The organism is Burkholderia sp. b14, assembly GCF_900156195.1.
Classification (GTDB): Bacteria; Pseudomonadota; Gammaproteobacteria; order Burkholderiales; family Burkholderiaceae; genus Mycetohabitans.
The window spans coordinates 116,062-141,163 of the sequence record NZ_FTPJ01000001.1; the positions used below are offsets into that span (position 1 = coordinate 116,062).

Below are 25,102 nucleotides of genomic sequence, written 5' to 3' on the forward strand. Positions count from 1 at the left end.
GCGGGCGTGAATACATTGAGGCACGGCTGCACGCTAGATTCGGACAATTAGTGCTGTGGCTCCCGAGCAGGGGGCTCGACCGGGTCCGTGTCGCCCCAGTTCATCCGATGGCCGCGCACCGTCTGGCGGTGGCGCGTGTCCTCTTCCTCATGCAGATACAAGCTTGTCGTGGTCAGCGACACATGCCCGAGGTTGTCGCGCACCGTGCGCAAATCGAGGCCGGCGTCGGCCTGATGCGAGCCGGCCGTATGCCGTAGCCAATGCGCCGACGCACGCACCAGTTCGTCAGCCCGATCGGCAAAGGCGGGCCCGCGCGCTGCGCGGCCGTTTCCTGAGGCAGCTGCGCGACAAAGTGTTTAACCTCGTCCCACAGCAAAACGGATAAGTAGCGCGTGATGCGCGGCGCCGAGCGCTTGGCGCGCTGGCGCAGTAGCGCCATCGGGTTGCCGCGCAGGTAGCCGGCGTCCACCAGCCAGGTGAACAAGCCATTGAGGATCACCCGCGCTTGCCGCTGGCTCGCTGCGGACAGCGGCCCGTTAAAAGGCCGCCAGCGGGCATCGCTGCGAGCATATTTGCCTCCAGTGGCCGACACCCAGCGGTTTGCGGGCTGCGGGTCGGCCAGGAACGCGTTGAATTGTTGTAGGTCCTCGTGCGTGAGCGACGACAGCGGCTTGCCCCGTTGCACGACGGCCCACAGCATGAGCCGCTCGGCCTCCTTGCGATAGGCCTCGAACGTAGTTTTCGTGTCGGCGTAATTGGATAGCCAGGCGCGCACGGCGTCCAGGTCGTGGTGCGCGGCGAGCTGCGCGCTCTCGGGCGTGCCGCGATGGGTGCCGTCGCGCCCGTCGAGGTGTTCGGGCAACACGAGCGTCTCGACCGGTTGCACGGCAGTGAATGGGGTGACGGACGCGGGTGGGACGCTCCCAGGGTGGGGTTAAACGAAACACGACGTTTGTTTAGGCGACACGGCATTATAGCCGATGTCTTGACAAATTATATCAAAACGATATGATTCACTCATGCACATCGTTTCTCTCAAGATGCTCCGCGATTTCTGGCAAAAACATCCGGAGGCAGAACAGGTGTTACGGCAATGGCACTCAGTGGTGGAGCATGCTGAGTTTAAAGATTTCAACCATGTCCGGGCGCTTTTTAACTCAGCCGACTACGTACCGCCTTATGTCGTCTTTGATGTCGGCGGGAACAACTATCGCGTGGTAGTCATTGTTCGATACAGATTCAAAAAGGTGTTCGTTCAGAAAGTTACGACGCATCGGGAATATGGCGACTGGACCAAGCTCTACCGCAAAGGCAAGGTGTAATCATGCAAGGCACGCATACGCACTTCAACATTCAAGCGATCCAGGCATCGTGGCAAACTTTCGATGCGATGGCGCACCTGCACCCTATCCACAGCGATGCGGACTATGATCATATGGTCGCGTTGATGAATGCGCTGCTGGACGTTGCAGGAGACGATGAAGAGCATCCTCTATCTGGTTTACTTGATCTTGTCAGTGATCTGGTTTCGAGATATGAGCAGGTGCGCTATCCAATTGAGGCGGCCGAACCTAAAGACGCGTTAAAATTTTTGATGGGCGTGCGCCGGCTTAAACAGGAAGATCTGTCGGAGGTGGTGCCCCAAAGCAATCTTTCCGCAATTCTGGCCGGTAAGCGAAAAATCAGTGCGACGCTAGCGGGCAAGTTGGGCAAGTTTTTCGATGTAAGCCCTGCCTTGTTTATCCCACGCTAAAACGATCAACGTCGGGAGGCTGGATAGCGTCAAGCAGAATGTCGTGTTCTCATGCTGAGCCGCCTCGTCATCAGTCGTCCCCGCCAGCATGCTGACGGGTAACCAATTACATGAGGCAACAGGCTCCGCCCGGTAGCAAAAAACCTGAGTCAATGCGCCGGCCAAGATGATTGTCGCTGTCCAGCAGCGTGTCTTCGAGACTGCTGTAGTCGCTCTACGCGTACGATGCGTCGCGTAGATCTTCAAGAGCGCACGATACGGCAAATTACCCATCAGATCCACGGACGAATATTGTCCTTCTTTTTCCTATCGTTACTCACTCACCGCGGCGCCCGACGCCTCCTGCATGCACAGCGCTGCGCCATACTCTCCGGGCGGACGGCAAGCTAGATCATCAGGTGTCGCAAATGGCGGCTCGATCGGACCAACAAAGCACTCACCCGGATACTAATACCGCTGCATCGCGGAGCCTTCCTTGATAACCCGCTCGCCGTTTCGGGTTCCGATCAGGACCAAACTGGGCAGCACCTCGCCGCACTTTTAGTATCAATAGGCACCGTCTTTCGACGGAATTCCTCCGATTCGTGGCGTGTCGTCGTTCATCGTCATAGTCGTGTCCCCTCTTTTTTTGTGATGTTTTAACCACCAAGCCTTGCTGTTCGCCCGCGATCGCTTCAGTTATTCGGGATGAAATTCTTGCGCAAGCACGTCATCAATAGACCACGGCAATGCTTCGGGAAATACATCAAGGTCAAGCCCCGTTTCGTTGCTCGCGAGACTACGGGCCTTTGACCACACGATATCGAGCCACGCCGCATCGCTGAACTTGCCGCGCAGGCTCGGCGCTTCGTTGAGTACGTAGGCCACTTCCTTGCGTTGCGTGCGGATCGTGAACTGCCAGCTCTTGCTGCGACGTGACGGCTGAAACTGCCACTTCAACAGATGCGCGAGGAGAACCGACAGGCGGCTCGCCAGTTCACGTTGCTCGCTCTTGCCCACGTCCTCGATCTCCTCGGCGATATGCTCAACGTCGATGGCTGACAACTTGCCAGCACGCAGCAGTGCAGCTTGCTCGCCTGCCCACGCCACCACGTCCTGTTCGTATCTCGTTCCCATGAACGCACTCCACTGAAAACGTAGGACTATGATATGCCCCCAATGGGGGTAGATCAACCCCCTTTTTTATCCCACACGAGGATTTCGCGGACATAGGCCCAAACGACGTCCGGCATGTTTCGATAGTCGCCAGTATCGACGGGAGCCAGCCATTTGTTCAACGTCTTTTCGGGCACGCTGATTCGTGCGGCAAAAGCACAACGCGTGAGCCCGAGTGACTGCATCGCCTCTCGCAGAAATTCTTGCTGCGTTTGCACCTTGGTCTTATCTCCTGCCATCAAATCAACCTGCGAACAACCGAGGCAAAGGTTTACTGGATCTTACTTGCGTTGCCATTCTTCGTTATTTAAAGGGTTCAAGACGCGCGTCCCGGTTCCCGCGAAGTCGTCAACGTTTTGCGTGACGACCGTTAGAACGCGCACGGGATCGGCGCCGCCGAACCCCATTCGGCATCGCTATGAGCACTTTCGCAAAGCTCTTGCGTTGCGCTCTGCGCAATGCCTTCGCGAGCATTTCGCGAGGTTCCGCCTTGGCGCTTCGACCGTACGCGGTCGCACGCTCTTTCTAACTGTGGACGAGTGCGTCATGCAAATCCCTTACCACAAGATTTGCCATCTCCCGTAATGCACAACACTCTGTCTGCGTGACGAGCAAGTATGGCTGCGGCGCATCCAAAACGCAAACTGAGGACGTGCGCCATCGGAGTTCATCAGAAAAACCAGCAGAGCGCTCGATTCTTCTATAGGCGTCTCCCTGCGCTGCGGGCCGGGCTGTCGCGCTGCGCGTCAAGCCTCGCGCAGCGAGTCTCGTCCCTTCGGGCATCCATCCCTGGCGCCTTCGCGTCGTGCCGGCGCTGCGCTTGCTTGGCCTGCCGGCCGCATCGTGCGTCTTTCGCATGCGACAGACGAAACCGACGCAGGCCGGTACTCCTGGCGCGCGTGTTTTGTCTTCGCTCGTGGGTGGGCATGTCATGCGATGACCTTTCAACCCGGAGCCCACGGTCGCCCGCCGCGATCCTGACGGATCGAAGCCAGTCACCGTGCGCGCCCAAGGTCGCACGGTGACTGGCTTCTTCAAGCGCTTTCGCGGCATATCCTCGGCCGCGCTGCGGCCTGCGGTATTCCACGTCGCTTGCCCGTCATGCTGCGGCAGGCGCGCGTTTGCTCCGGGCAGTACGGAACGCGAGCCACGCCTTTGCGGCTGCCCCTTTCTCGAACGCTAAGGAGCAGACCGTGAGCTATCTTTACCACGGCGATTGCCTTGTCGCCATGCCCAAACTTGCCTCTGAGTCGGTTGATTGCGTCGTCACTGATCCGCCATATCTCGTCAACTACCGCGATCGCGGCGGGCGCACGATCGCCAATGACAGCAACGACGAATGGCTCGCGCCAGCATTTGCGGAAATGTTTCGAGTGCTGAAGCGCGATGCGGTTTGTATCAGTTTCTACGGCTGGAGCAAGGTAGATCGATTTTTCTGCGCGTGGAGAGCGGCGGGATTTCGAATCGCCGGGCACATTGTGTTTGCCAAGTCCTACTCGTCCAAGGCCGGACTGGTCAGATACCAGCATGAATCGGCCTATGTGCTCGCGAAGGGACGGCCGCCCGTGCCGGCGCAGCCGATCGCAGATGTTGTGCCGTTCCCGTACAGCGGGAATCGACATCATCCGAGCGAGAAACCCGTATCGAGCCTGCGCACGTTGATCCAGGCTTTTACGAAACCAGGCGATACGGTTCTCGATCCTTTCGCGGGATCGGGCTCGACGTGCGTAGCTGCGCGCGAGCTGGGTCGGCACTATATCGGGATCGAGCTGGACGCACGCTATTTCGCCGTGGCAAAAGCGCGGTTGCTTGCGTTCAAGCAGGTGGCAGATTAATCGGCAGGGGGGCGCCAGTCGAAGGCCGGCACTGGCGGTGCCGGCGAGGGGATGCGTCGCGCGATCGAGAAAGACGTGTGTGCATTGGGGGCACCCCGCACACCAGGCGCTTCGCGTTGCGCCGCAAGCGGCGCGTTGGCTTGTTGCGGCTTCGCCGCAAATGGGCGCTCGCCGCGCGGCGTGCCGGTGCTGCCTGACGTTTGCGCATTCCGCCAGTCCCCTGAGTTTGCCGTCCCATACGCGACCGTAGCGTCACGCCGGGAGCGTGCAAGGGCAGGCGCAAAGCCGCATGCGGAGCGCAGCCCGTAGGGCGAGCACCGAACGGGTGCCGCGACTGGCGAAGCGCACGCTTGCACGCTCCCGGCGTGACGCTCCTTATGTCGCGGGACGACGAACTCAGGGGACTGGCGGCAGCAGTTCTGCCCAAGCGCAGACAGCACCGGCACAACCCCTACGTGGGGACTCGGAATCTAGGGTCCCGGTCAGCCTGAACCCTTTAAACCAAGCGAGGCATACATGAAACCGAGCCTTCTTCACCGTAACGCAGCTTTTTTTCTGGGTTGCGACTTGAACGCAGATATCCGCGTGTTGTATCGCCGGCGTCGCGTGGAGGATGACGTGCGCGCTGTGCGTCTTGAAACCCTGATCGATGGCCAGCTAAAGTGCATAACGCTGTATCACCACGCGCGCGGCACTTGGTCCCCGATGCCCCTGTAAGGAGATCCGCAAATGACGATTTACTCAAATGCACTCGACGCACGTGTCCAATGGGCACTGCACCGGATAAGTGTCGTCGCAGGTGACGAGCAGGCAGCTCAAGATCAGTTGTTCTTGGCGCTCAACTATGCTGAGCGCAGCGCAGCGGTGGCAGCCAGAAAGGACGAGGATGTGCAATGTCCGGCACTTCTCGCAGACGTACCGCAGCTTCGCGCCGCGTTTATGGGGGCCGTCGAGTCGGCGCGTGATCAGCGGCAAAAGCGGCGCACGCGTGAGGGCATCGAGGCCGAGATTGCAGCGATAGATAAGCGGGTAGGCCGACGCTGTGGCCTGTCGTATGAGTTGTTTGTGATGCGGTTTTCGGCGGAAGTGGACAACTTTCTCGAGACCGTGGAGGCACCCTATCAAGCACTTGCCCTCGAGGTTGCAGCAGCCATGGGCTATGCGACACCGGCGGAGCGCGAGGAAATGCAAAACGAAATCGAGGAATGCGGCGGCTGTCCTTTAACCGGAATCGATCCGGACTGCTGCCCGTGCGGTAGACACCTGTAACAAAGTACAGGCGCGGCTGCGCCCAGAGTCGCGCCTTGCGGATATTTGCGCATACGAACAAGCTTGCTCCGGCAAGCGTGACGCCTGTTTCGCGCGTTTTTCGCAAGCAAAAGACGCCACCGGGACGTTGACGGCACGCCAGTCGCCCGCGCTCCGCTGCGTGAAGTGGTGCGCTTGAGTGCTGCGCAAGTTGGAGTGATGGCGAGCCTGCTGTTTAGAGTCGCTAACGCAACCTGGACGTCAGGCCGTAAGGCGCGTATTCTAAGGTCATGGCAAGACGCAAAATCAGCAATGAATTGTGGGCGGTGCTGGAGCCGTTGATTCCAGCATTCACGCCCTCACCGAAAGGCGGGCGTCGGCGCACTGTTGACGACCGGGCGGCATTGAACGGTATTCTGTATGTCCTGCATACAGGCGTTCCATGGGAAGACTTGCCGCAGGAGCTCGGCTTTGGCAGCGGCATGACATGCTGGCGCCGATTGCGCGACTGGCAGGCCGCAGGCGTGTGGAGCAGGCTGCATCTGGCGATGCTTTGCCGGTTGCGTGAACATGACCAGATTGATTGGGAGCGAGCGAGCCTGGATGCGGCCAGCGTTGCCAGCCCCCGGGGGGCCAGGAAACCGGCCCCAACCCGACGAACCGGGGCAAACTCGGGAGCAAACGGCATCTGGTCGTAGATGCCCGGGGCGTTCCCTTGGCGATCACAGTCACGGGTGCCAACCGACATGATTCGATGGTGTTCGAGCGCACCCTCGATACCCTCCCAGCCGTGCCGGGCTTGAGCGGTTCGCCGCGCAAACGTCCGAGCAAACTGCATGCGGACAAGGGCTACGACTTTGCCCGCTGCCGACGCTATCTGAAGCAACGCGCAATCACTGCACGCATCGCCCGTCGAGGCGTAGAAAAGCGCGAGCGGCTCGGACGGCATCGCTGGGTAGTTGAGCGCACGCACGCCTGGTTTGCCGGTTTTGGTAAGCTGCGCATCCGCTTTGAGCGGCGTCTGGACATTCATATCGCCTTGCTCCGCTTGGCCGCTGCCGTTATCTGTTCACGTTTCGTGGACGACTTGTGTTAGCGACTCTTAGTCCGAGGTGCGCTGGTTGACGCCATGCTCACAAATGCAGCTGACGGTATGCCGTCTAGCCGGACATGACAAGAGCTCGTCGCGCAGCGCGGAAAAATGGCAAGTCGTGTTGTCCAAAGGTGCAGACCGTGTCTGCTGTCACCGAGGATGGGTACAGAGAAGGCCACGCCGCTTGTTGCGACGAAGAAAGACGCAGCGGCTATCGCCGCTGAGCATGCGCTCGATGCGTGGGTGTCGGAGCCGATGCGGCTACGCCGCGTTGCATACTATCTTTGAATAGTTGTATCCCATGGGATACAATCTAATATGAGAATTGAGCAGGCTGCCGAATTTGTCCAGTGGATGCGTGACTTGCGTGATCCCATCGCTCGCGCACAGATCGCCAAGCGGATTCAGCGGCTGGCGCGTGGACAGTTTGGCGATGTGAAACCGGTTGGCTCCTGCGTCAGCGAAATGCGTGTGCATACTGAGCCTGGCTATCGCGTCTACTTCGCTCAATGCGGTTCAGCACTCATCCTACTGTTATGCGGTGGCGACAAATCAACGCAACAACGGGACATTAAGCGAGACTTGATGCTTGCTGCTGAGTTGAGAGATTAGCATGGGAATCAAAACGACACCTTTTGACGCGGCTGACTATCTTGACGTGCCCGAGGCGCAAGCTGAGTATCTTCGCGTCTCGTTCGAAACGGGCGACGCGGCCGACATTCAGCAAGCCATCGGTACTGTCGCGCGTGCGCGCGGCATGACGCAAATTGCGCGCGCGGCGGGGGTCGGCCGTGAGAGCTTGTACAAGGCGCTAGATGAGCACGGCAATCCGCAATTCGCGACCCTCCTAAGTGTCGTGCGTGCGCTTGGGCTGAAACTTACCGTCACCCCTACCTACGATCATGCTTAATACCGATTCGATATCTTTCCAGTTTGCACGCGCGCAAAGGAATCGGCGCAACACGCGTAGAACGTGGCTTTGTGTATGATACGGCTGCATCGCGATTTAGACTAACTGAGCTGTAGCCGCCAAACACCTCATCGGCGCGATCATGCCGCGTGCCCGGATCCACCGGCTTTAGCAATTTTTGTATTGCGGCCGATGACTATAAGGCCCGCGGATCTGCGCAAAAACACATGACGCGCTAATCTCGGCTGCTTGCTCTCCAGCGGGGGCCGTCTAAAGAGGCTGTACTGGCGCTGTCGGCTTCGCAGAATTGACGACCAAAAGCGTTTTGATCTGCGGCAGCGCTTTTTCCCATTGCTCCGCCGGAACTACATCAAGCCGTTCCGCCTTAATAAGTTCCAACACCGCCTTTTGATTCCGTTCTCGTTGGCGTTTCTCCTGTTGCTTCTTGCGCTCTTGCAGCTGCTGTAGCTTATAGGCTGCCCGCTGGATTTCTTCGTCTAGTGTGCGAACCTTACGGCCTGACTTTGTGGTGGCGTTTTGTTGAGTCATGCTTTACCTTGGTCAATGCGATTTCCCAGGGAAAATCTGCCGGTTCAGATTTTTGACGTCTTGTGCTCCACGCTCGTCATGTTATCAAATGACGGATACCATCCACTAGAGCCTTGAGGTAGGAATAGCACGGACCGATCAGTGCACGGGGCTTGCCCCGCCCCCCGGCAGAGGCGTCACACACCACGCAACGTTGTTGCTAGTGCCGGACTCGCCGCAATAACAGGGATTTTAGCGTGGCGACACCGAAGACGTGACGAGGCGACACCGAAGACTGTAAAAATGCTCCAAACCCATAAGGAGAAAGAATAAATGCCACGGCAAAAAGGATCAGGCAAGGGACCTACAACACGCTTTAACATCCGCTTGGATGAGCACACTGGCGCATACTATCGGTCCAAGGCAAACGAGCACGGAGTGAGTGTTTCCGAGTATCTAAGGCAGATGCTGGTACAAGGCGTGATTGCGGAAAATGTCAGTGAAATCGAGCAGCGACTCAAGCAGGCTGTTGCGCAAATTAACACGGCATCTATGGGTGCGATGGGTTGCACGAGTGACGACGAAATGCTGCTTTCCGTCTTCACTTGCGAGGCGTTGCTGACGGCGATTGTTGAGGCGCGTGATCCGCAAGAGCTATACAGTGCACAAGACGCTGCGCGGGCGAAGCTAAAGCGAGTAAAGGGGCAGTGGCATGGTCAAACGTGACGCGAGGCGCAGCGCGAGTAGCTTTTCGCGCGGCGCAGAACTATGGATGCATCAGGCCAGAATGTTTGTTGTGGCGATCTGGACCGTTGCGCTCGTTTCCATGATCGTTGCCCTAGTCGTGGCGGTAGGCTACTTCTGGACCGCAACCCTTCCTGATGAGCGCTACGGGTTGGAGCGCAACCTCCTAGCCCATATCCGTGACGCCTTGTACATGACGGCGGGGAAGATGGAGCTGCACGTCAATGGCGAATTGCGCAAGATGGAAGTCGCGGATGTGGCGCTACTGACCGACGAGATAGCCGGCGACGCATGGCGCAAGCTGCGCAACGCTGGGGTGATCGGCTTGCTGTCCGGCATTGGCATGATCTTTCTTATCAGTTTGTACTGGTGGGGATACGGGCGCTCAAAGATGCAGGATGTGAAGCTTCGCGGTGCCGAGCTGGTGACGGGTCGGGAGCTGAAAAAGATTGTTGAATCGCGCAATGAGGCTAGCCCGTACATGCTAGCTGGCGTGCCGATGCGCAAGGGCTCGGAAAATCTGCATACGCTGATTGCTGGCACGCAAGGTACGGGTAAGTCACAGCAGTTTTTTTCGTTGATGAAACAGGTCCGCGCGCGCGGGAAGCGCATGATTGTGTATGATCCAACCGGTGAATTCACCCAGGCGTTTTATCGGGAGGGCAAGGATGTACTGATGAACCCGCTAGATGCGAGGAGCCCGAACTGGAACGTCTGGCACGAAATTAAGAAAGACTACCATTTCGATAATCTAGCGAACGGCCTGATTCCCGATCCGGCCGAAGTAGACCCATTTTGGTCCCTGGCTGGCCGCATGGTACTAAAGGATGTGTATCGCGTCTTGGGCCGAGAGGGACGGCGGACGAACCGCGATCTGTACAACGCCATCGCCAAGAGCAACTTAGATGCGATGCATGCGCTGCTGCAAGGCACTGCCGGCGCTACCTACGTCGATCCGAAGACCGAGCGTACCGGCATGTCGCTAAAGATGACCGTGCAGAATCAGCTCGAGTCCTTTCGCTTCTTGCACGATAGCGGCGAGCCGTTTTCCATCCGTAGTTGGGTGCATGAGGAGGGTGATTCATGGATGTTCATCACGGCGCGCGAGTCGATGCGCGAAGCGCTGGCACCGCTGCTATCGCTGTGGATCGATACGGCAATCAAGGCGGTACTTGACCTCGAAGCGGTGCATCGTGAACGGCTTTGGTTCTGTATTGATGAGTTGCCGACTCTACAAAAGCTTGACATCCTCAAGCTCGCACTTACCAACACCCGCAAGTACGGGCTGTGCATGGTGCTCGGCGTTCAAGACTTCTCTCAACTTTACAAAATCTATGGCATGCACCTGGCCAGTACAATCATTTCCGGCTGTCAGACCAAGCTACTGCTGCGTGTGACAGATGGCGAGGCGGCTGAGCTGCTGGCAAAATTGATGGGGCAATACGAGGTTGATGAGAAGGAAGAAACTTTGAGCTATGGTCTGCACGCGCACCGTGACGGCGTAAGCGTTTTCGCGCGCCGGAACATCCGCAACCTCGTGCTTACCTCGGAGATCCTAAAACTACCCGATATGACCGGCTACCTGACCATTCCCGGCGATTTTCCGATTGCTAAGGTGAGCTACAACTACGTGCCAACGCCAAAAATCGCCAGTGGCTTTATTGAGCGTACGGGGCTGGCCGTCGACTTCAAGCCGAAATATGCACTATCGGCCGTGGCTAACACATCGGCTGAAGATCCAGCAGATAAACAACCGGCTACTGAGCAGGCAGCGAAGGCCGATGCCGAGAAAAGGCCGGCCGTCGATCTGCTGGACGAGGACGATGTGGATGGTCCGACTGCCACAGTGACGGGGGGGAAGCGCAACGCCAACGGCGAAACCATTGACCCGGAAACGGGCAAAGCGCGCCCGCGTTTGCATGTGAAAGACGATGCCGCGGCAACCGATAAACCGGGCGGAAAGCACAGAAAACCGCTTGCCGACGCCTTGTAAAGAGGTCGTGAGTGGCACTGGACGGCCAACCGTGAAGGTGACCTGTGCGTAGATGACGGCGCTGCTCGCTCAATATGACCGAGCGCTGGCGAAATAGTGGCGTACTATGTCGGGCGCCAACGTGCCGATCTGACAGACTAAACGTGGCAAGGATGCGCAGTTGGATGGACGTGCTATTTGCCTTTCTTGCGAGCTTTCAGCGTTCTGGCACCGAAAGGGGGCAGGGGATGATAAGTATGCACAATGTGGGCAGCGCTGGGCAAGCGTTGCACTACTTCTCCAAGGACAATTACTACACTCAGGGCGAAGGGTTGGAGTACTCTGAGTGGTTTGGCAAGGGGGCGGCGCAGCTTGACCTGTTCGAGCAGATCGACCGGCAAGCGTTTTTTAACATCCTTTCTGGAGAAGTTGAGGGTTGTGAACTGGGCAAGTGGGTGAAAAACGGGGAAACTGGCGAGAAGGAGCGTGAGCACCGGCCAGGCATTGACGTGACATTCTCCGCACCCAAAAGCGTGTCTTTGCTGGCCGAGGTGCATGGCAATTGTCAGGTGCGCGAGGCGCACGAAGCGGCCGTCAAGCAGGCGCTTAGTTACGTGGAGTCGAACCTCGCGCAGACGCGGCAGAGCGAGGGCGGTAAGACGGAGGTGGTGCAGACAGGCAATCTAACGGTGGCGATGTTCCGCCACAACACAAGCCGCAATCTGGACCCTCAAACCCACACACATGCCGTCATTGTGAACGCCACCCGCCGCGATGACGGGCAATGGCGCTCGCTCACCAACGACGACATTTATAAAGCGCAGCGCGTGGTCGGTGCAATCTACACGTCGGAGTTGGCTGACCGCCTGCAGGCGCTGGGCTACGATCTGCGGCGCACGGACGAGAAAGGCAACTTTGAGATTGCCGGCATTACCCGAGAGCAGATCGAGCACTTTAGTCAGCGCCGGGCGGAAATTGAGGCCTCTCTAAAAGCCAAGGGCGTGGACATTGACGATGCGACGGCTCAGCAAAAGGAGGACGCTACCCTAAAAACGCGAGCCCGTAAGGTGGACGTGGACCATGCCCAACTCATTGCTGACTGGAAGGATCGAGCCAAGGAGATCGGCATCGACTTCGATGCTATCCAGGCCAAGGCTGACGCCCAGCGTGCCCAGGGCGGCGCCGTGCGAGAAGACAAAATGACTGGCCGACAGGCAATGGAGTTTGCTGCGGCCCACCTGATCGAACGTGAAATCGTGGTGACCCAATATGACCTCATGGCGGTCGCCATTGCACACGGTGTTGGCCGTGTCTGTGTATGCGAGGTGCAGCTGGCCTTCGATAGACTAGAGCGCGACGGCGACTTGGTGAAGCTGCCAGACGGACAGTACGCCACTAAGAAGATGTTGGGCAGCGAAATGTGGACGCTGGACCAGGTGCGGGCTCACACGGGCCAAGTGCCGAAAATGATTGACTCGGCGGCCGTGGCCGCCCGAATCCAATTGGCAGAGAAGAGGCAGGGTTTTCAGTTTACAGCCGGGCAAAAGGAGGCCATTCGCAAGGTGCTGACCAGCGAGGACCGCTATGTGGCGGTGCAAGGCTTGGCTGGCACTGGCAAAACCACAATGCTCAAATCGCTGCGGGAAATGGCCCAGGAGCAGGGCTACACCGTTCGAGGCATGGCGCCGACCGGGATGGCTAGCAAGGTACTGGCTCGCGAAACCGGCATTGCTGCTGATACTGTTTCGATGTTCCAGATTAAGGAGGGGCAGCTGCAGAAAGACATTGAGTTCGCCAAGCAGTACGCGCCCGACTTCGAGCGCAAGGCCGAGGTCTGGATTGTAGACGAGTCATCATTCCTGTCGCAGCGTCAGAAGGCCCGGCTTGACTACATGGCCGAGAAGGCTGGCGCCAAGGTCTTGTACCTGGGCGACACGCTGCAACTGCAGGGCGTGGAGGCAGGCAAGCCGTTCGAGTTGGCCCAACGTAATGGCATGGACACAGCCTACATGACCGAAATTAGCCGCCAGAAGACACGCGATTTGCAGCGAGCTGTGGATATTATTGTTGGCCGTGACGTCCTGCAGGACGGGCAGCGACTGACGCAAGTGGAGCTGGCCAACAACCGCAGGGCATTTGCCTACATGGATAAGGCGGGCATGGTCCGCGAGGTTAAGGGTGGATCCGGAGCAGTGATTGATGCTGTGGTGCAAGATGTGCTCCAGATGGGCAAGGCGGAGCGTGAGCGCACCATCGTCATCACCGCGTACAATAGAGACCGCGTAGCGATCAATAATGGGGTGCGCGAGGGCCTGAAGGCGATCGGTGAGCTGGACCGCAACGACGATACGCGAGAGATTCTGGTGTCAAAGGGCTGGACGCGTGCGATGCAAAGGGAGGCCCAATACTACAGCCAGGGCGACGTGGTGCGGTTTGGCCGCGACTACCAGCAGATCGACGCCCGCAAGGGTGAGTACATGCGCGTGACGTCTGTTGATGCACCGGTCGGGACGGTTGTGTTGCAGAAGGAGGATGGTTCGACCATCGCTTGGCAGCCTAAGAAGCACAATAAGATTGAAGTCTACGACACTGACACGCGCGGCTTGGCCAGGGGCGATCTGATCCGCCTGACTCGAAACGAAGGCGAGTTTAAAAACGGCGAGCTCGCCAGGGTAGTCGCCATTGCCGGCGACCGCGTGACGCTGGAGTTGCGCCAGGGCAAGCAGTTGTCACTGCATGACGTCGATCTTTCCAGGAACAAACATTGGGACCATGCTTACGCATCAACGGTCCACGGATCTCAAGGTGCCACTCAGCATCGTGCAATCTTCCATATTCGGGCGCCTGAAACGGATAGTGAACGGAAGCAACCACGCGTTATGGAGACCATGGCCAAGGTGTTCGGTGACCGCAGCTTTTACGTCGGTACAACCCGCGCGAGCCATGAGCTTCGCCTCTACACCAACGACAAGAACCTTGCGGCGCGCGCCGTGGCCGCCAAGCAGGATAAGACAAGTGCTGTGGAAGTCATCCAGCGGTACGAAAAAGGCACCGGCATTACGGCCGGCACAGGTTCGGTGTCGCCACAGCTAAACCGTGACTCTCAAAGAGAATCCCGTTAAAATGTCGACTTTTGCGGGCGCAAGTTGTTCGCGGCCTGTGCGTGCCAGGATAGGGTAAGCCAGCCTGCACTTTGCGACAACAAACCTTGATAAATATACAGAAGCTACGCCATGACTGACTGGGCAGACGCCGGAAAACCGGCCGAGGGACGAGGCGTCGGCGAATTTACAGTGGCAGAAGGACGGTATTTCTTTGCATGAAGCCCGAGTTGCACCAGCGCATGATCGATCTAGTGACGAGCTGGAGGCTCTTACCAATACATATATCATTAAATTAGCCGAGGCTGGCCTGAAGAAACGCCGCAAGTAATGTCACTATGGCCCTCATTTTCTGACTTTTTGATTTGATATCTTTACGTTCGGTCATTTAAGAAAAGGTAGGGTGTTGAGCACTTGGCATTGGTCATCGTGTCAGACGCTTTGATTACCTTGCTATTAGCAGAATGTTGGCTGCTTGGTCGGCATGAAGAATGCAAAGATTGTGGTTGCCTCGGCTAAAGCTAAAGAATCGAGTTAAATCAAGTTTTATCGTCCTGCTGGTCGCCTTTGCGGTCAGCATTTTTATGGTCAAGAAAAACTTGGCCGTCAGATATATGCTATGTGTGTAGGGTGGGTGGTTGATTGGCTTTGCCCTTCATTGCCCGAGCGAACATGATCTCCAGCGTGGCCGCTGGCCTTATGCTGCTTTTCTTCCTCTTCGCTCTGTATCTGACTGTGCGGTATGGCATGAAGCGCATCGATGTGTCACACGAGGAAATTCGGCGTGCCCTGGCTGAATCGAACCGACGCATAGATGAGGAGCGGCGCATTCTTGCACGGCGGTTGCACGATGAAGTTAACCCTCAACTGTTAATCAGCAAGAACACCCTAAAGCAGCTAGAACCGTTGGTGAAGGACAATGGGAAAGCGTCGGCACTGCTGGCGAGCGCGCTTGAAATGGTGTCCGACGCCTATGCGCAAACACGCGACATCATCAAGAACACTCGCATTGAGGTTATCGACTCCGTCGGTTTTACGGCCGCCTTAGAGTCTCTCGTCGTTTACTATACGTCATTCTTTGATGAGACCGCGATCACTTTAGACCACAATCTGCCCAAGCGTCCAGAGCTGCCGGAGGCTGTGGCCGTGAGTGCCTACAAAATCATCCGAGAGGCCCTGTTTAACGCGATGAAGCACGCCAACGCCTCCCAAGTGCGCATTTTGGTACAGTACAACAAAGCGTTTAACCAGTACAAGGTCGAAATCGCCGACGATGGGGTGGGTATGAAGGCGTCCGCAAAAAATACTGAGAACGCCGGCATCGGGCTGATCGACATGCGTGAGCGCGCACGTGCGTTGGGAGGAGGGTTAAAGGTCCAGGTTACCGATCCGGTCAATGCGCAGCGACCTGGCACCCGTATCAGCTTTTCATTTTCAGGGAAGTTGTCGTAATGCCGTAGCGGATGGCCAACTTGGTAATGTCGGCTTGGCTTTCCACACCTAGCTTGCTTTTTACGCTTTTCAGCAGAGTACTCACCGTTTTGGTGGATAGATCTATTTGCGCTGATATGTCGGATAGGGAGGCGCCGTCCGCGGCCAGAGCGAACGTGCGCATTTCCTTCTCGTCCAACAGCTTATTCGGATCGCGCTCTTTCACTGCTGACCAAGCCAAAAGCTGGGCAATCTTCGGCGAAAAATATTCTCTCCCCGCGGCGACTGTCCGAATCGCCTCGTTGAGTACTTCGGTACTTTCGTCCTTCCGCACAAAGGCTAACACGCCAAGCTTATAGGACTTTTCGATGATGTACTGATCGTCAAACTGCGAAAAAATGATGATTTTGGCCGACGGCTCGCACGCCAGTAGCTCCTCGCATACGTCCAGCCCGTTTCTTCCGGCATTCTTTCTGCTGAACCGAAGGTCAATCACCAGCACGTCCGGTTTGACTTTCAGATAGCGGTCAACTACGCCGTCTAGATCGTAGGCCGCCTCGACTACACTGACGCCGTAGTTCTTCAGCACGTCACGGAAGCCGGCCACCAGTAGCTGATGATCGTCCACTAAAAATACGTTGATTCCCAAGTCGTCACCTATTGGTCATGTGATCGGTCGATCCCGACGGTCAAGCGCTGGTGCTGTCGAGCGTGCTTCATGTGGTCACCGGTGAGGGTTCAACGCTTGAGCCTGTGTCCTACTCGCGAATTTTGACAGAAATGTGGCGTCAACTTCATCGCTATACATGTTCCACCCAGCGTAACACAGTCATATAGATTTGAAGTAGTAGAAAGATTTCCGAAACAATCATTGCATTTTTCCTGTAAGAGGAAGGTATTTTTCCGGTAGGGTCTTTCTTTTTCTTCTGGTTTGTGGAAATAATGCCGCGGTGAGTGAGGTCAGGCTCGCTTAGCGACTGGGCAGAAACAGCACCGCTTTGCCTACCGGCCTGTGCTAAAGAGCCGTCGTCATACTCGTTGCAGCACTTAAAGCTAAGTTGCTTTCATTGTGGAAGCACAAAACTGTTCAAATAGCGCAATTGAAAGGCCTATATGAATTTTGTTGCACGTACTTTGGCCGTCGCTAGCCTACTGTTGGCGCCAATCGCTGCGTCTGCAACGTGCTGGGAAGAGGCGGGGCGGGGGTATGGCATCGATCCTCTGTTGCTCAAGGCGATCGCCTGGAAAGAGTCGCGCGGCTGTGCCGGCGCAGTCGGTCCTAAGCTGGCCGATGGCAACCGCGCCCTGGGTCTCATGCAGGTCAATACGATTCATTTGCCGACCCTGACACGGTTTGGCATCCGCCGCGAGCATCTGTTCGACGCTTGCGTTAGCCAGAAGGTGGGCGCATGGGTGCTAGCCGACTGCATCCAGCGCTTTGGCACCACCTGGAAAGCAGTGGGTTGCTACTACACTGGCCCCAACTCCAAGAATGTCGCTGCCCAAGTCAGGTACGTGCAGGATGTGCAGCAATTCTACGAAGGCTATAGACAGACGCAGCAATACTCAACGACGCCGGCACAAGTTGCCAGCTACCATGGGGATTGACGCATGGCGTTGCCAGCTCACACGTCTCGCTTTTCTCTCGTCTTCGCGTTGGCCGCCGCAGGTGTGACTGTCGCCAATGCTCAGTTTGTGAATCAGCTCAACCCAATCGAGCGCCTGTCAGGTGTCGTGCAATTTGGCGTGCCGCGCGACACCAAGTTCGTCTTTTGTGACGGCGAGGACTGTCCCGAACGGTCGATCAAACATCTGCACATTCCGCCACAGCCCTTGCCGTTGCCACAACCGCAGTCTGCCCGCGTGCTAACCGAACTTTCGCGCGCGAAAGTCGATCCGGTCAAGCTGGAACCGGCGAAACGCAAGCCAAAGCACAGAAGGTCAACAGTGAAGTACGAATGCAAACCCGCCCCTACGAAGTGATCGGTTTCGCCGTCTTTGCGTGATCCCAGCGCAAGGCTCCAAAGTACAGGGAATTCTACTTTTCATATAAAGGAGTGCTTTGCAAATGACCGTAATGCAAGTAATAAGTGCACGCGACAGCAATGCTCAGCGGTGGCTTAAAACGCTGATAGAAGTAGGCATCGTCATGACTTTGATGATGCTTGTCTCCAGCGTCTATGCTAGCGACGGTACGGAGTTCGCCGCAGCAGTGACGAAGTGGGAACAGTGGGTCAAGGGCAACTTGGGCAAGCTGGCAGCCCTTATCGCTATCGGCGTTGGTTCAGTCATGGCCGCTGTCAAGAAGGACTGGAGTTGGTTTTTTGGTGCTGTTGTGCTGTCGATGGGGGTCGGCGTGCTCGTCGGCATCGTCAATAAAAGCTTTACGGCAATCATCTAAGCGTGCGGGGCGGCTATGTCAGAAAGAACCGACCTTTCCCACTACATCCCGAGGCGTTTGGACGATGCCCCCAAGTTCCTATTCTGGGAGTTGGACATCGCTGGCATTGGCTTGATGGGTGTCTTGGTGGGCATTGCTACGGGCTTTCCCATTCTTGGTCTGGGTTTTGGCGTTGCAGCTGCGTTTTTTTATAGCAAGCTCAAGACAGGCAAGCACCCGGGCATAGCCACCCACCTCTTGTACTGGTTCACCGGGTTCCCGCAGCCCAAGGAGCTGCCGGGTAGCCATATCCGAGAACTCAACGGATAGGGAAGCAAGTGCACCATGTCGCCAGAAAAAGCCAACAACGAGCGAGATTGGCTGAAATCGCAAGTGCGTTTTCATCGTGCGTTGAACGTCGGCTTGCTCGCCACCCTGTTGATGGGAGTGATCTTGCTGGGTTTCGTCGTTTTGCGCGATACCACCAAGATCGTGCCGCCTGAGGTGAAGCGGCCTTACGAAATCGGCTCGAACTACGCCAACAAGGACTACCTGCTGGACATGGCCGATTACGTGTTGGCCCAGGTGCTGACCGTCACGCCAGACAACGTTGACTACAACGTCAAGACCATCCTGCGTATGACTCACCCGGATGGCTACGGTGCGCTCAAAGCGTCGCTGGAGGCTGCGGCGCTTCGCATGAGGCATGAGCGGGTCACCACGATTTGGGTGCCGCGCAAAGAGGAGGTGAGCGAGCAGGATCTGCGCGTCAAGGTCAGCGGCAGGTTGAAGACCTACATCGCCGACAAGCTCACCTCCGAGCGTGACAAAGATTACCTTGTTGAATTTAACGTAACGGTCTCGGGGCGTCTGTATGTATCCAAAATTGAAGAAATCGTTAAGCGCGATCCTTCTAAGCCTACTGGTACTTGAATCACATGCAACGCAGATCGTTGACAACGCCGACCGGGGCCACATTCAGGTCAATATCTCAGCTCACGAACAGAATCGCCTGGCCATCGAGGGACGCCGCATCGCTAACGTCGTGCCTTCGGCCAAGGGCGTGTTGACGTATGAGAAAGACGAAGCGCTTGGTGCACTCTATTTCGCCCTGGCCAGCGACAGCATGAACCACGGCACTGTCACGCTGTTCGTCTCCGACGAAAAGGGCATGACCTACAAGCTGATTTTGGTGCCACGCCCCGTCGCCGGAGAGGAAATCATTCTGCGGCCGCCGAGCGAGAAGGTGGCCCTTTCGAGCCGTGCGGCATCGGGCAACCGCGCGTTATCGTACCAACGCCACATCAAAGACCTGATGCTGGTGATGGCCGATGAGTCGCAGCAGGAGAGCGTGGATGTCATCACGGTGAACAAGGAGGTGCCGCTGTGGAAGGAAGGCCGCCTGGTTTTGGAGGACAAGTACATTGACGATGACATAGTGGGTGAGAAATACCGCCTAACCAACGTGTCCCCTTCCGACATGCTGTTGGTCGAACAGGAGTTGTACCGGCGTGGCGTGCGCGCAGTCGCCATCGAGCATCAGACGTTGCCACCGGGGGAATCGACAAACATCTTCATTGTGCGAGAGCGCAAAGACAATGATTGATCCGAATTCCCAAATCAAGAAGCGCCAGATGCTGCTAACCGGTAGTGCTGTGGCTGGCATCATCGTGTTGATCGGCGCTGGCATGTTCCTGTTTGACAGCGGTCCGACCCACCACCGAGAAAAGCCCAAGACCGTCTCCATCACCGCGCCCGGCACGGTGGATGACAAGGACGCTTGGCGTGCTCAGCAGGCAGCGGCCGAAAAAGCGAATGCTACTCGCATTGACGAGGTAAAGGCTCAACTCAAGGCGCAGGAAGAAGCCAACAAGCGGCTCGCCCAGGCACTGGAAGAGCTAAAGGCAGGCAAGGCGGCTGACGCCGGCGCAAGCTCACCGGCTGCCGATGCTTCCGTGCTCGACAAGCCGCTGCCTACCAGCCATACCGGTGCCGGTCAGCGCGTGTTGAACTCTCCAACCGGCAACGGTGAGTCCGGCACGTTGAATCAGCCGCTCGGCTCCGCGCTTGAGCCGCCTAAGCGCGAATTGGAGATGATTACCTTCGGCTTGCCGGGCGGCAAGGTCGGCATGGATGGTGTGCTTAGCGGTGCGGCAGGCAGGAACATGGAAGGGGGCAGCTTCCGAAGCAACGAGAAGGCCAAGCGTGCTCCTATAGATTTCATCCCTGCTGGCTCTTTCGTTAGGGTAGCGATGCTCAACGGCGTGGATGCGCCCACTGGCGGCCAGGCGCAAAGCAATCCGTTACCGGTGGCCTTTCACGTAATTGACGTGGCTAACCTGGCCAATAAGCATAAGCTTGACATTAAGGACTGCCGGTTCATCGCCGCAGCGTGGGGTGACCTTTCCTCTGAACGGATGATGGGCCGCACCGAAACGCTGAGCTGCATTATCAACGGCGAGACGGTCGAGATGCCCGTCAAGGGCCAAGTGATCGGCGAAGACGGCAAGACTGGCGTGCGTGGCCGCCTCGTCACCAAGCAGGGCCAGCTGCTCGCTAACGCGCTCTTTGCCGGCACGCTCTCTGGCATTGGTCAGGCGATTCAGCAGTCTTCTTCCATTGTGAATTCCGGCGCGGGTGGAATGACGCAGATAGTCGATCCGGACAAGGTGGCTCAAGCCGGCCTCGGCGGTGGTTTGGGTAGCGCCTCCAACATGCTTGCACAGTACTACCTTAAGGCCGCGGACAAGCTGTTTCCTGTCATTGAAACGGACGGTGGCCGTACCGTCGAAATTCTCATCACTAAAGGCGCTGTGTACGACGGCAAGGCGCTTGCCAAGGAGGAATACCGGGGGCTGCTCAAGCGCTCCAGTACCCGCAACAGGAGCTATCAAGATGATTAAGCGCGCATTGACTTTTGCACTGGCCACCGCGCTCGCCGTTCCCGCTTTCGCCAACGAGCAAGCGCCAGCGTATATCGTAGACAAGTTCAAGGCCATGTACCCAAAGACGACTTTCAATGAAGTTCGCAAGTCAAAAGTCTTGGGCCTCTACGAAGTGGTGATGGGCGAGAACATTGCCTACACTGACGAATCCGGCCGCTTCTTCATCTTTGGACATCTGTTCGACATGCAGGAGCAAATGGATCTGACTGCCCAGCGCCAGCGCGAGGCCAAGAGGAGCGAGTTTCCCACGCAGCACCTAGCCAATGCCATCAAGACCGTGAAAGGCGATGGCAGCCGTGTGTTCGCCGTCTTCAGCGACCCCGATTGCCCATATTGCAAGCAACTGGAAGGCGAGCTTGCGCGTCTGGATAACGTGACCGTTTACACCTTCCTTTATCCATTGGAGTCCCTGCACCCGCAGGCCAAGACGAAGGCGGTTAGCGTTTGGTGCGCACCCAACCATGGCAAAGCATGGAGCGAACTCATGCTGGCCAGCAAGAAGCCGAAGCTGGTGGCGTGCAACAACCCGGTTAATGACAACCTGGTGCTTGGCTCCAAGCTCGGCGTAGTCGGCACCCCGACGCTGATTGCCGCCGATGGGCGTGTGATGTCTGGCTTTGTGCCGGCCGAAAAGCTTGACCAATGGCTAAACGACGGCAAGCCAGTGGCTCAGCAAGGAGCGGCCCAATGAAGCCTGTGGTAAAGACGAGAGCAATGGCCTTGAGCCTGGGCGCTATGCTGGCTCTGTGCGGTTGCGCAAGCATATCCGGCCTCGATGCGAAATCTCACTTCGCGTGCAAGGTTCCAAACGGAATTTTGTGTGAGTCCATGAGCGGCATCTATGCCAATGCCCAGGCAAAGGAACTGCCTGGGCAGCGCGTGAGTCAGCGTGCGAACACTGAGGCTCCGATTGAGCTTTCGCAGGCGAAAGGCGTGATGACTAAGCCGCTCTACAGCGGCACACCGATCCGTAGTGCGCCGCGACTGCTGCGCGTGTGGTTTGCTCCTTGGGAAGACTCGGACGGTGATTTGCACGACCAAAGCTACGTCTACTTACAAGTCGATTCCGGCCGCTGGTTAATCGAGCACAATCAGCGTCGCATTCAGGACGCCTACCGCCCGGTACGCGCGCCGGCCAGCGCCACCGCGTCGCAATCGCCCGGCGCAGCACAAGGTTGTCAAGCCTGCCAGGATCAACGGTATGGCAAAACGGCTGTCCAGGGCGGTGAAGCGCAGGACGTAGTAATTGGTGTGCGTCAGGACCGCATGAGCGACGCCCAAGCTACACAATTGCTGGACGGCGTGCTAACACCTGGCGATGTAGCACCACAGGTCGAATAGGGCCCCTTCAAAGAATGCAGGCGCGAGAAACCCATTAAGGAGGCTAACGAATGCAAGAAACGGCGATAGAAAAGCTAAAAGGCGCCGCAGCCAAGTTTTGGAACGAAACAGTGCTGGGGAACGTTTCTGACGTGGGCAAGCAGCCCGCGCCGGTGGAGATGGCCAACGAAATCACCAGCCTATACGGATTGCATCGCATTCTCAAATATGATCAATACGATGAGGACACCGGGTTGTTCTACAACGACAACTCCGTGTCCTTTTGTTTTGAGCTTATCGCGCAGACCGGCGCCGATGAGGACATGACAAATCGGTTGACGACGCTCTTTACACCGATTCCTCCACACACCGGCATACAGTGGTGCCTGTTTGGTAGCCCGATCTTAGACGAGCCGTTCCAAGCCTATCTGGACCAGCGTCACATCGCGGTGGATAACGAGCGTACCTCACCGTTCTTTCAAGATCTGGCTAAGCGCCGCGTCGAATACGTCTACAAGAAAAAGGGCATTCCACTTTGGCCCAACGACAACTATTTAGTTAAGAACATTCGCCTGCTTATTTCCATCACCAAAACGGGTTCTCACCGAGACAGCAAGCTGGTGGAGGAAATGTACGAGTTGCGCGAGACGTTGCGCGCGTCACTGCGTACAGCGAGCTTGCCAGCTTTTCCCCTGAACGCCGATGGACTCATTCATTTCCTGTGGCCTATCCTCAATCCCGAGTGCATGTTTGAGCAGGAGCCGCTGCCGGACTTGCATTACGACGATGGAAAGTCGATTAAAGACCAAGTGACCCGGTTTGGTCAGCACGCGCGTGTCAAAGCCGACGAAATCCTGTTTGGCCTGCCGCCCGAGCAAGAGAGCGATGACGATACCCGCATAGCCGTGCGCGGCTTTGGCGTATTGCAGTACCCGAAAAAGAAAGAATTGTGGGAGATGGCCAACATCATCGGCGCCTTCTTTGACGACGGTCTGCAGTACCCCTGCCCTTTTTTGGTCTGCGGCGGCGTCTTCACGCTCGACCCCAATGTGGTGGACACCAAAGCGCAGTTCAAAGCTGCCCGCACCAAACAAAACGCCAAGTCCAAGATGGCTGAGTTTCAGCCCGCGCTGCACATGCAGGCGAGCGATTGGGACATTGTGCTTCACCAGCTCAACAACGGTGGCAGCATGTGCGAGCTATACCACACGCTGTTGCTGTTCGCGCCCAAAAAGATAATCAATCGGGCTAGCCAGGTCGCGGTCAGCATTTGGCGCAGCGAGCGCTTCACCATCTGTCCGCTGCAACTATTGCAACTGCCCGCGCTGTACGCCAGTCTGCCCATGACGTTGACCGAGCAGGTACGCGACGACCTGCAGAAGATGCGTCTGCTCACCAACAAGACCACCGTGAATGCAGTGGATATGTCGCCAGTGATTGGCGAATGGAAAGGCGCGGGTGATCCAGTAATGATGTTTTTCGGCCGGCGCGGCACGCCGACTTTCCTGGACTTCTATAGCAATCAACAGGGCAATTACAACGTCTTCGTGGCTGGCGTGTCGGGTTCTGGCAAGTCCGTGGCCATGAACGAGGTGGTGTCGGCCTATCGTGGCATCGGTGCTCGCGTGTGGGTGATGGATGTAGGTCGTTCCTATCGGAACCTCGTCGCATTGCAGCGTGGCACGTTCCTGGAATTCACACCCAGCATGAAAATTTGCATCAATCCCTTCAGCTGGGTGGGCACGGACAATGAGCTAGATTTCAAGGCCGAAATGCGGATGCTCAAGCCGATGATCGGCCGTATGGCATCCCCGAACGCGCCGCTCACCGAGTTCCAGTACGCGCTAATCGCGGAGGCCATTACTGAAACTTGGAATGATTACGGGCAGGAAACCAATCCCACCCGAATTCGCGACTACTTACAGTCCAAAATCAAGAACGAATCGGGCGGAGTCGAGCGCGTGGCCTACGAGTTGGCCAAACAACTCCAGCCTTTTACCAAGGAAGGCGTGTACGGCGATTTCTTTGACGGTCGCGCCAATATCAGTCTGGACGCCGATATGGTGGGACTGGAACTGGAAGAACTCAAAAACGCGCCCGAACTGCGCCGAGTGGTGTTGTATGTGCTCACTAGCCGTATCGCCCACGACATGTATCTGTCCCGCAACCGCAAAAAATTGTGCTTGATAGACGAAGCTTGGCAGCTTCTCGATTCAGACAAAGAGACCGCCGAATTCATCGAGGAAGGCTATCGTCGCGCGCGTAAGTATAACGGGATTTTTTGTCTTGGCACTCAGGGCATTGAGGACGCTTTTAAGAATGACGCGTCACGGGCTGCCTACAACAATGCTGACTGGAAGATTCTGCTGCGTCAGGATCGCAAGAACCTGGAAAAACTGATTGAGGACGGCATGGTGAATTTCTCGCCGGCTGTAAAGCGGATGCTGCTGTCGCTGCGCACGGAGAGAAACCGCTTTTCCGAGATGCTCATTTCGTCGCCCAACGGCGATGCTGTGGTGCGTCATATCCCAGATCCGTTCTCGCTGCTGATGGCCTCGACCAACGCGGACGACTTCAACGAGTGCGAGGCGCTACTGCAGCAAGGCTACACGACGATGCAAACCCTGGAAATCATGTTGCAGCGCCGTGGCCACACCAGCCACGCTCTTCAGTGTCCCGGATAAAAA

At 57.0% G+C, this 25,102-nt stretch carries 25 protein-coding genes and 1 pseudogene; 21 read left to right on the forward strand and 5 right to left on the reverse strand.

Going from position 1 to position 25,102, the window contains the following annotated elements:
* Window positions 1-47: 47 nt before the first annotated feature.
* A pseudogene (locus B0B13_RS00635) lies at window positions 48-886 on the reverse strand (tyrosine-type recombinase/integrase).
* 133 nt (window positions 887-1,019) lie between these two features.
* Between B0B13_RS00635 and B0B13_RS00640 the strand changes: the two are divergent.
* Both B0B13_RS00640 and B0B13_RS00645 read left to right on the forward strand, forming a co-directional pair.
* Entirely contained in the window at window positions 1,020-1,322 is a 303-nt protein-coding gene (locus B0B13_RS00640) for a type II toxin-antitoxin system HigB family toxin (RefSeq protein ID WP_076793795.1), read from the forward strand.
* A 2-nt stretch (window positions 1,323-1,324) separates the two neighbouring features.
* A complete protein-coding gene (locus B0B13_RS00645; protein WP_076793797.1) occupies window positions 1,325-1,753 on the forward strand; it encodes a helix-turn-helix domain-containing protein in 429 nt (142 codons plus the stop codon).
* 678 nt (window positions 1,754-2,431) lie between these two features.
* On the opposite strand, the gene B0B13_RS00650 is transcribed toward B0B13_RS00645, so the two are convergent.
* Window positions 2,432-2,869, reverse strand: a complete 438-nt coding sequence (locus B0B13_RS00650) for a DUF29 domain-containing protein (protein ID WP_076793798.1) — start codon at window positions 2,867-2,869, stop codon at window positions 2,432-2,434.
* A 53-nt stretch (window positions 2,870-2,922) separates the two neighbouring features.
* Entirely contained in the window at window positions 2,923-3,147 is a 225-nt protein-coding gene (locus B0B13_RS00655; protein WP_076793800.1) for a transcriptional regulator, read from the reverse strand.
* A gap of 954 nt (window positions 3,148-4,101) precedes the next feature.
* Between B0B13_RS00655 and B0B13_RS00665 the strand changes: the two genes are divergently transcribed.
* The 5 genes from B0B13_RS00665 to B0B13_RS00700 all read left to right on the forward strand — a co-directional run bounded on the left by B0B13_RS00665 (window position 4,102) and on the right by B0B13_RS00700 (window position 7,994).
* Window positions 4,102-4,743: a DNA methyltransferase gene (locus tag B0B13_RS00665; RefSeq protein ID WP_076793801.1), complete on the forward strand. Its 642-nt coding sequence runs from the start codon at window positions 4,102-4,104 to the stop codon at window positions 4,741-4,743.
* A gap of 729 nt (window positions 4,744-5,472) precedes the next feature.
* The gene (locus B0B13_RS00680) at window positions 5,473-6,012 is read left to right on the forward strand and encodes a hypothetical protein (protein ID WP_076793806.1); all 540 of its coding nucleotides are present in this window, start codon (window positions 5,473-5,475) and stop codon (window positions 6,010-6,012) included.
* Window positions 6,013-6,281: 269 nt separating this feature from the next.
* A protein-coding gene (locus B0B13_RS00690; RefSeq protein ID WP_139337242.1) for an IS5 family transposase occupies window positions 6,282-7,087 on the forward strand; the annotation gives its coding sequence in 2 pieces (ribosomal slippage) (window positions 6,282-6,612 and window positions 6,612-7,087; 807 coding nt in all).
* 315 nt (window positions 7,088-7,402) lie between these two features.
* Entirely contained in the window at window positions 7,403-7,696 is a 294-nt protein-coding gene (locus B0B13_RS00695; RefSeq protein WP_076793807.1) for a type II toxin-antitoxin system RelE/ParE family toxin, read from the forward strand.
* 1 nt (window position 7,697) lies between these two features.
* A complete protein-coding gene (locus tag B0B13_RS00700; RefSeq protein WP_076793809.1) occupies window positions 7,698-7,994 on the forward strand; it encodes an addiction module antidote protein in 297 nt (98 codons plus the stop codon).
* Window positions 7,995-8,264: 270 nt separating this feature from the next.
* Here B0B13_RS00700 and B0B13_RS00705 read toward each other — a convergent pair whose 3' ends face one another.
* On the reverse strand, window positions 8,265-8,543 hold the full coding sequence (locus B0B13_RS00705) for a hypothetical protein (RefSeq protein WP_076793810.1): 279 nt from the start codon (window positions 8,541-8,543) through the stop codon (window positions 8,265-8,267).
* Window positions 8,544-8,855: 312 nt separating this feature from the next.
* Between B0B13_RS00705 and B0B13_RS00710 the strand changes: the two genes are divergently transcribed.
* The 4 genes from B0B13_RS00710 to B0B13_RS00725 all read left to right on the forward strand — a co-directional run bounded on the left by B0B13_RS00710 (window position 8,856) and on the right by B0B13_RS00725 (window position 15,791).
* Window positions 8,856-9,248 (forward strand): plasmid mobilization protein, encoded by a 393-nt coding sequence (locus B0B13_RS00710; RefSeq protein WP_076793812.1) that lies wholly within the window; start codon window positions 8,856-8,858, stop codon window positions 9,246-9,248.
* A complete protein-coding gene (locus B0B13_RS00715) occupies window positions 9,235-11,259 on the forward strand; it encodes a type IV secretion system DNA-binding domain-containing protein (RefSeq protein ID WP_076793813.1) in 2,025 nt (674 codons plus the stop codon). The genes B0B13_RS00710 and B0B13_RS00715 overlap by 14 nt, the downstream gene beginning before the upstream one ends.
* Before the next feature lie 227 nt (window positions 11,260-11,486).
* Window positions 11,487-14,360 (forward strand): MobF family relaxase, encoded by a 2,874-nt coding sequence (gene mobF, locus B0B13_RS00720; RefSeq protein WP_076793941.1) that lies wholly within the window; start codon window positions 11,487-11,489, stop codon window positions 14,358-14,360.
* A 651-nt stretch (window positions 14,361-15,011) separates the two neighbouring features.
* Window positions 15,012-15,791: a sensor histidine kinase gene (locus B0B13_RS00725; RefSeq protein WP_076793815.1), complete on the forward strand. Its 780-nt coding sequence runs from the start codon at window positions 15,012-15,014 to the stop codon at window positions 15,789-15,791.
* On the opposite strand, the gene B0B13_RS00730 is transcribed toward B0B13_RS00725, so the two are convergent.
* Window positions 15,760-16,419, reverse strand: a complete 660-nt coding sequence (locus B0B13_RS00730; RefSeq protein WP_076793816.1) for a response regulator — start codon at window positions 16,417-16,419, stop codon at window positions 15,760-15,762. The genes B0B13_RS00725 and B0B13_RS00730 overlap by 32 nt on opposite strands.
* A gap of 464 nt (window positions 16,420-16,883) precedes the next feature.
* On the opposite strand from B0B13_RS00730, the gene B0B13_RS00735 reads away from it, so the two are divergent.
* The 10 genes from B0B13_RS00735 (at window position 16,884) to traC (ending at window position 25,099) form a co-directional block, all read left to right on the forward strand.
* Window positions 16,884-17,378: a lytic transglycosylase domain-containing protein gene (locus tag B0B13_RS00735; protein ID WP_076793818.1), complete on the forward strand. Its 495-nt coding sequence runs from the start codon at window positions 16,884-16,886 to the stop codon at window positions 17,376-17,378.
* Between the two features lie 3 nt (window positions 17,379-17,381).
* Window positions 17,382-17,753 (forward strand): hypothetical protein, encoded by a 372-nt coding sequence (locus B0B13_RS00740; protein WP_076793819.1) that lies wholly within the window; start codon window positions 17,382-17,384, stop codon window positions 17,751-17,753.
* Between the two features lie 85 nt (window positions 17,754-17,838).
* Window positions 17,839-18,171: a TrbC/VirB2 family protein gene (locus B0B13_RS00745; protein WP_076793821.1), complete on the forward strand. Its 333-nt coding sequence runs from the start codon at window positions 17,839-17,841 to the stop codon at window positions 18,169-18,171.
* Between the two features lie 15 nt (window positions 18,172-18,186).
* Window positions 18,187-18,480, forward strand: coding sequence for a type IV conjugative transfer system protein TraL (gene traL, locus B0B13_RS00750; RefSeq protein ID WP_076793822.1), 294 nt, complete (start codon window positions 18,187-18,189; stop codon window positions 18,478-18,480).
* Window positions 18,481-18,495: 15 nt separating this feature from the next.
* On the forward strand, window positions 18,496-19,083 hold the full coding sequence (locus B0B13_RS00755) for a type IV conjugative transfer system protein TraE (RefSeq protein ID WP_076793824.1): 588 nt from the start codon (window positions 18,496-18,498) through the stop codon (window positions 19,081-19,083).
* The gene (locus B0B13_RS00760; RefSeq protein ID WP_237574036.1) at window positions 19,037-19,756 is read left to right on the forward strand and encodes a type-F conjugative transfer system secretin TraK; all 720 of its coding nucleotides are present in this window, start codon (window positions 19,037-19,039) and stop codon (window positions 19,754-19,756) included. Before B0B13_RS00755 ends, B0B13_RS00760 begins: the two co-directional genes overlap by 47 nt.
* An 82-nt stretch (window positions 19,757-19,838) precedes the next feature.
* A complete protein-coding gene (locus tag B0B13_RS00765) occupies window positions 19,839-21,053 on the forward strand; it encodes a TraB/VirB10 family protein (RefSeq protein WP_237574037.1) in 1,215 nt (404 codons plus the stop codon).
* Window positions 21,046-21,786, forward strand: coding sequence for a DsbC family protein (locus tag B0B13_RS00770; protein WP_076793828.1), 741 nt, complete (start codon window positions 21,046-21,048; stop codon window positions 21,784-21,786). The genes B0B13_RS00765 and B0B13_RS00770 overlap by 8 nt, the downstream gene beginning before the upstream one ends.
* A 137-nt stretch (window positions 21,787-21,923) precedes the next feature.
* On the forward strand, window positions 21,924-22,436 hold the full coding sequence (locus B0B13_RS00775) for a TraV family lipoprotein (protein ID WP_237574039.1): 513 nt from the start codon (window positions 21,924-21,926) through the stop codon (window positions 22,434-22,436).
* 50 nt (window positions 22,437-22,486) lie between these two features.
* On the forward strand, window positions 22,487-25,099 hold the full coding sequence (gene traC, locus B0B13_RS00780) for a type IV secretion system protein TraC (RefSeq protein ID WP_076793831.1): 2,613 nt from the start codon (window positions 22,487-22,489) through the stop codon (window positions 25,097-25,099).
* Window positions 25,100-25,102 lie beyond the last annotated feature (3 nt).

Excerpts from the sequence above, each read along its gene's own strand:
- B0B13_RS00700 (WP_076793809.1), top strand. The coding sequence starts at position 7,698 with ATGGGAATCAAAACGACACCTTTTGACGCGGCTGACTATCTTGACGTG.
- mobF (WP_076793941.1), top strand. The coding sequence starts at position 11,487 with ATGATAAGTATGCACAATGTGGGCAGCGCTGGGCAAGCGTTGCACTAC.
- B0B13_RS00655 (WP_076793800.1), bottom strand. The coding sequence starts at position 3,147 with ATGGCAGGAGATAAGACCAAGGTGCAAACGCAGCAAGAATTTCTGCGA.
- traL (WP_076793822.1), top strand. The coding sequence starts at position 18,187 with ATGTCAGAAAGAACCGACCTTTCCCACTACATCCCGAGGCGTTTGGAC.
- B0B13_RS00740 (WP_076793819.1), top strand. The coding sequence starts at position 17,382 with ATGGCGTTGCCAGCTCACACGTCTCGCTTTTCTCTCGTCTTCGCGTTG.
- B0B13_RS00650 (WP_076793798.1), bottom strand. The coding sequence starts at position 2,869 with ATGGGAACGAGATACGAACAGGACGTGGTGGCGTGGGCAGGCGAGCAA.
- B0B13_RS00640 (WP_076793795.1), top strand. The coding sequence starts at position 1,020 with ATGCACATCGTTTCTCTCAAGATGCTCCGCGATTTCTGGCAAAAACAT.
- B0B13_RS00710 (WP_076793812.1), top strand. The coding sequence starts at position 8,856 with ATGCCACGGCAAAAAGGATCAGGCAAGGGACCTACAACACGCTTTAAC.
- B0B13_RS00705 (WP_076793810.1), bottom strand. The coding sequence starts at position 8,543 with ATGACTCAACAAAACGCCACCACAAAGTCAGGCCGTAAGGTTCGCACA.
- B0B13_RS00770 (WP_076793828.1), top strand. The coding sequence starts at position 21,046 with ATGATTAAGCGCGCATTGACTTTTGCACTGGCCACCGCGCTCGCCGTT.
- B0B13_RS00745 (WP_076793821.1), top strand. The coding sequence starts at position 17,839 with ATGACCGTAATGCAAGTAATAAGTGCACGCGACAGCAATGCTCAGCGG.
- traC (WP_076793831.1), top strand. The coding sequence starts at position 22,487 with ATGCAAGAAACGGCGATAGAAAAGCTAAAAGGCGCCGCAGCCAAGTTT.
- B0B13_RS00775 (WP_237574039.1), top strand. The coding sequence starts at position 21,924 with ATGAGCGGCATCTATGCCAATGCCCAGGCAAAGGAACTGCCTGGGCAG.
- B0B13_RS00645 (WP_076793797.1), top strand. The coding sequence starts at position 1,325 with ATGCAAGGCACGCATACGCACTTCAACATTCAAGCGATCCAGGCATCG.
- B0B13_RS00680 (WP_076793806.1), top strand. The coding sequence starts at position 5,473 with ATGACGATTTACTCAAATGCACTCGACGCACGTGTCCAATGGGCACTG.
- B0B13_RS00695 (WP_076793807.1), top strand. The coding sequence starts at position 7,403 with ATGAGAATTGAGCAGGCTGCCGAATTTGTCCAGTGGATGCGTGACTTG.
- B0B13_RS00725 (WP_076793815.1), top strand. The coding sequence starts at position 15,012 with ATGATCTCCAGCGTGGCCGCTGGCCTTATGCTGCTTTTCTTCCTCTTC.
- B0B13_RS00765 (WP_237574037.1), top strand. The coding sequence starts at position 19,839 with ATGTTCCTGTTTGACAGCGGTCCGACCCACCACCGAGAAAAGCCCAAG.
- B0B13_RS00755 (WP_076793824.1), top strand. The coding sequence starts at position 18,496 with ATGTCGCCAGAAAAAGCCAACAACGAGCGAGATTGGCTGAAATCGCAA.
- B0B13_RS00735 (WP_076793818.1), top strand. The coding sequence starts at position 16,884 with ATGAATTTTGTTGCACGTACTTTGGCCGTCGCTAGCCTACTGTTGGCG.
- B0B13_RS00715 (WP_076793813.1), top strand. The coding sequence starts at position 9,235 with ATGGTCAAACGTGACGCGAGGCGCAGCGCGAGTAGCTTTTCGCGCGGC.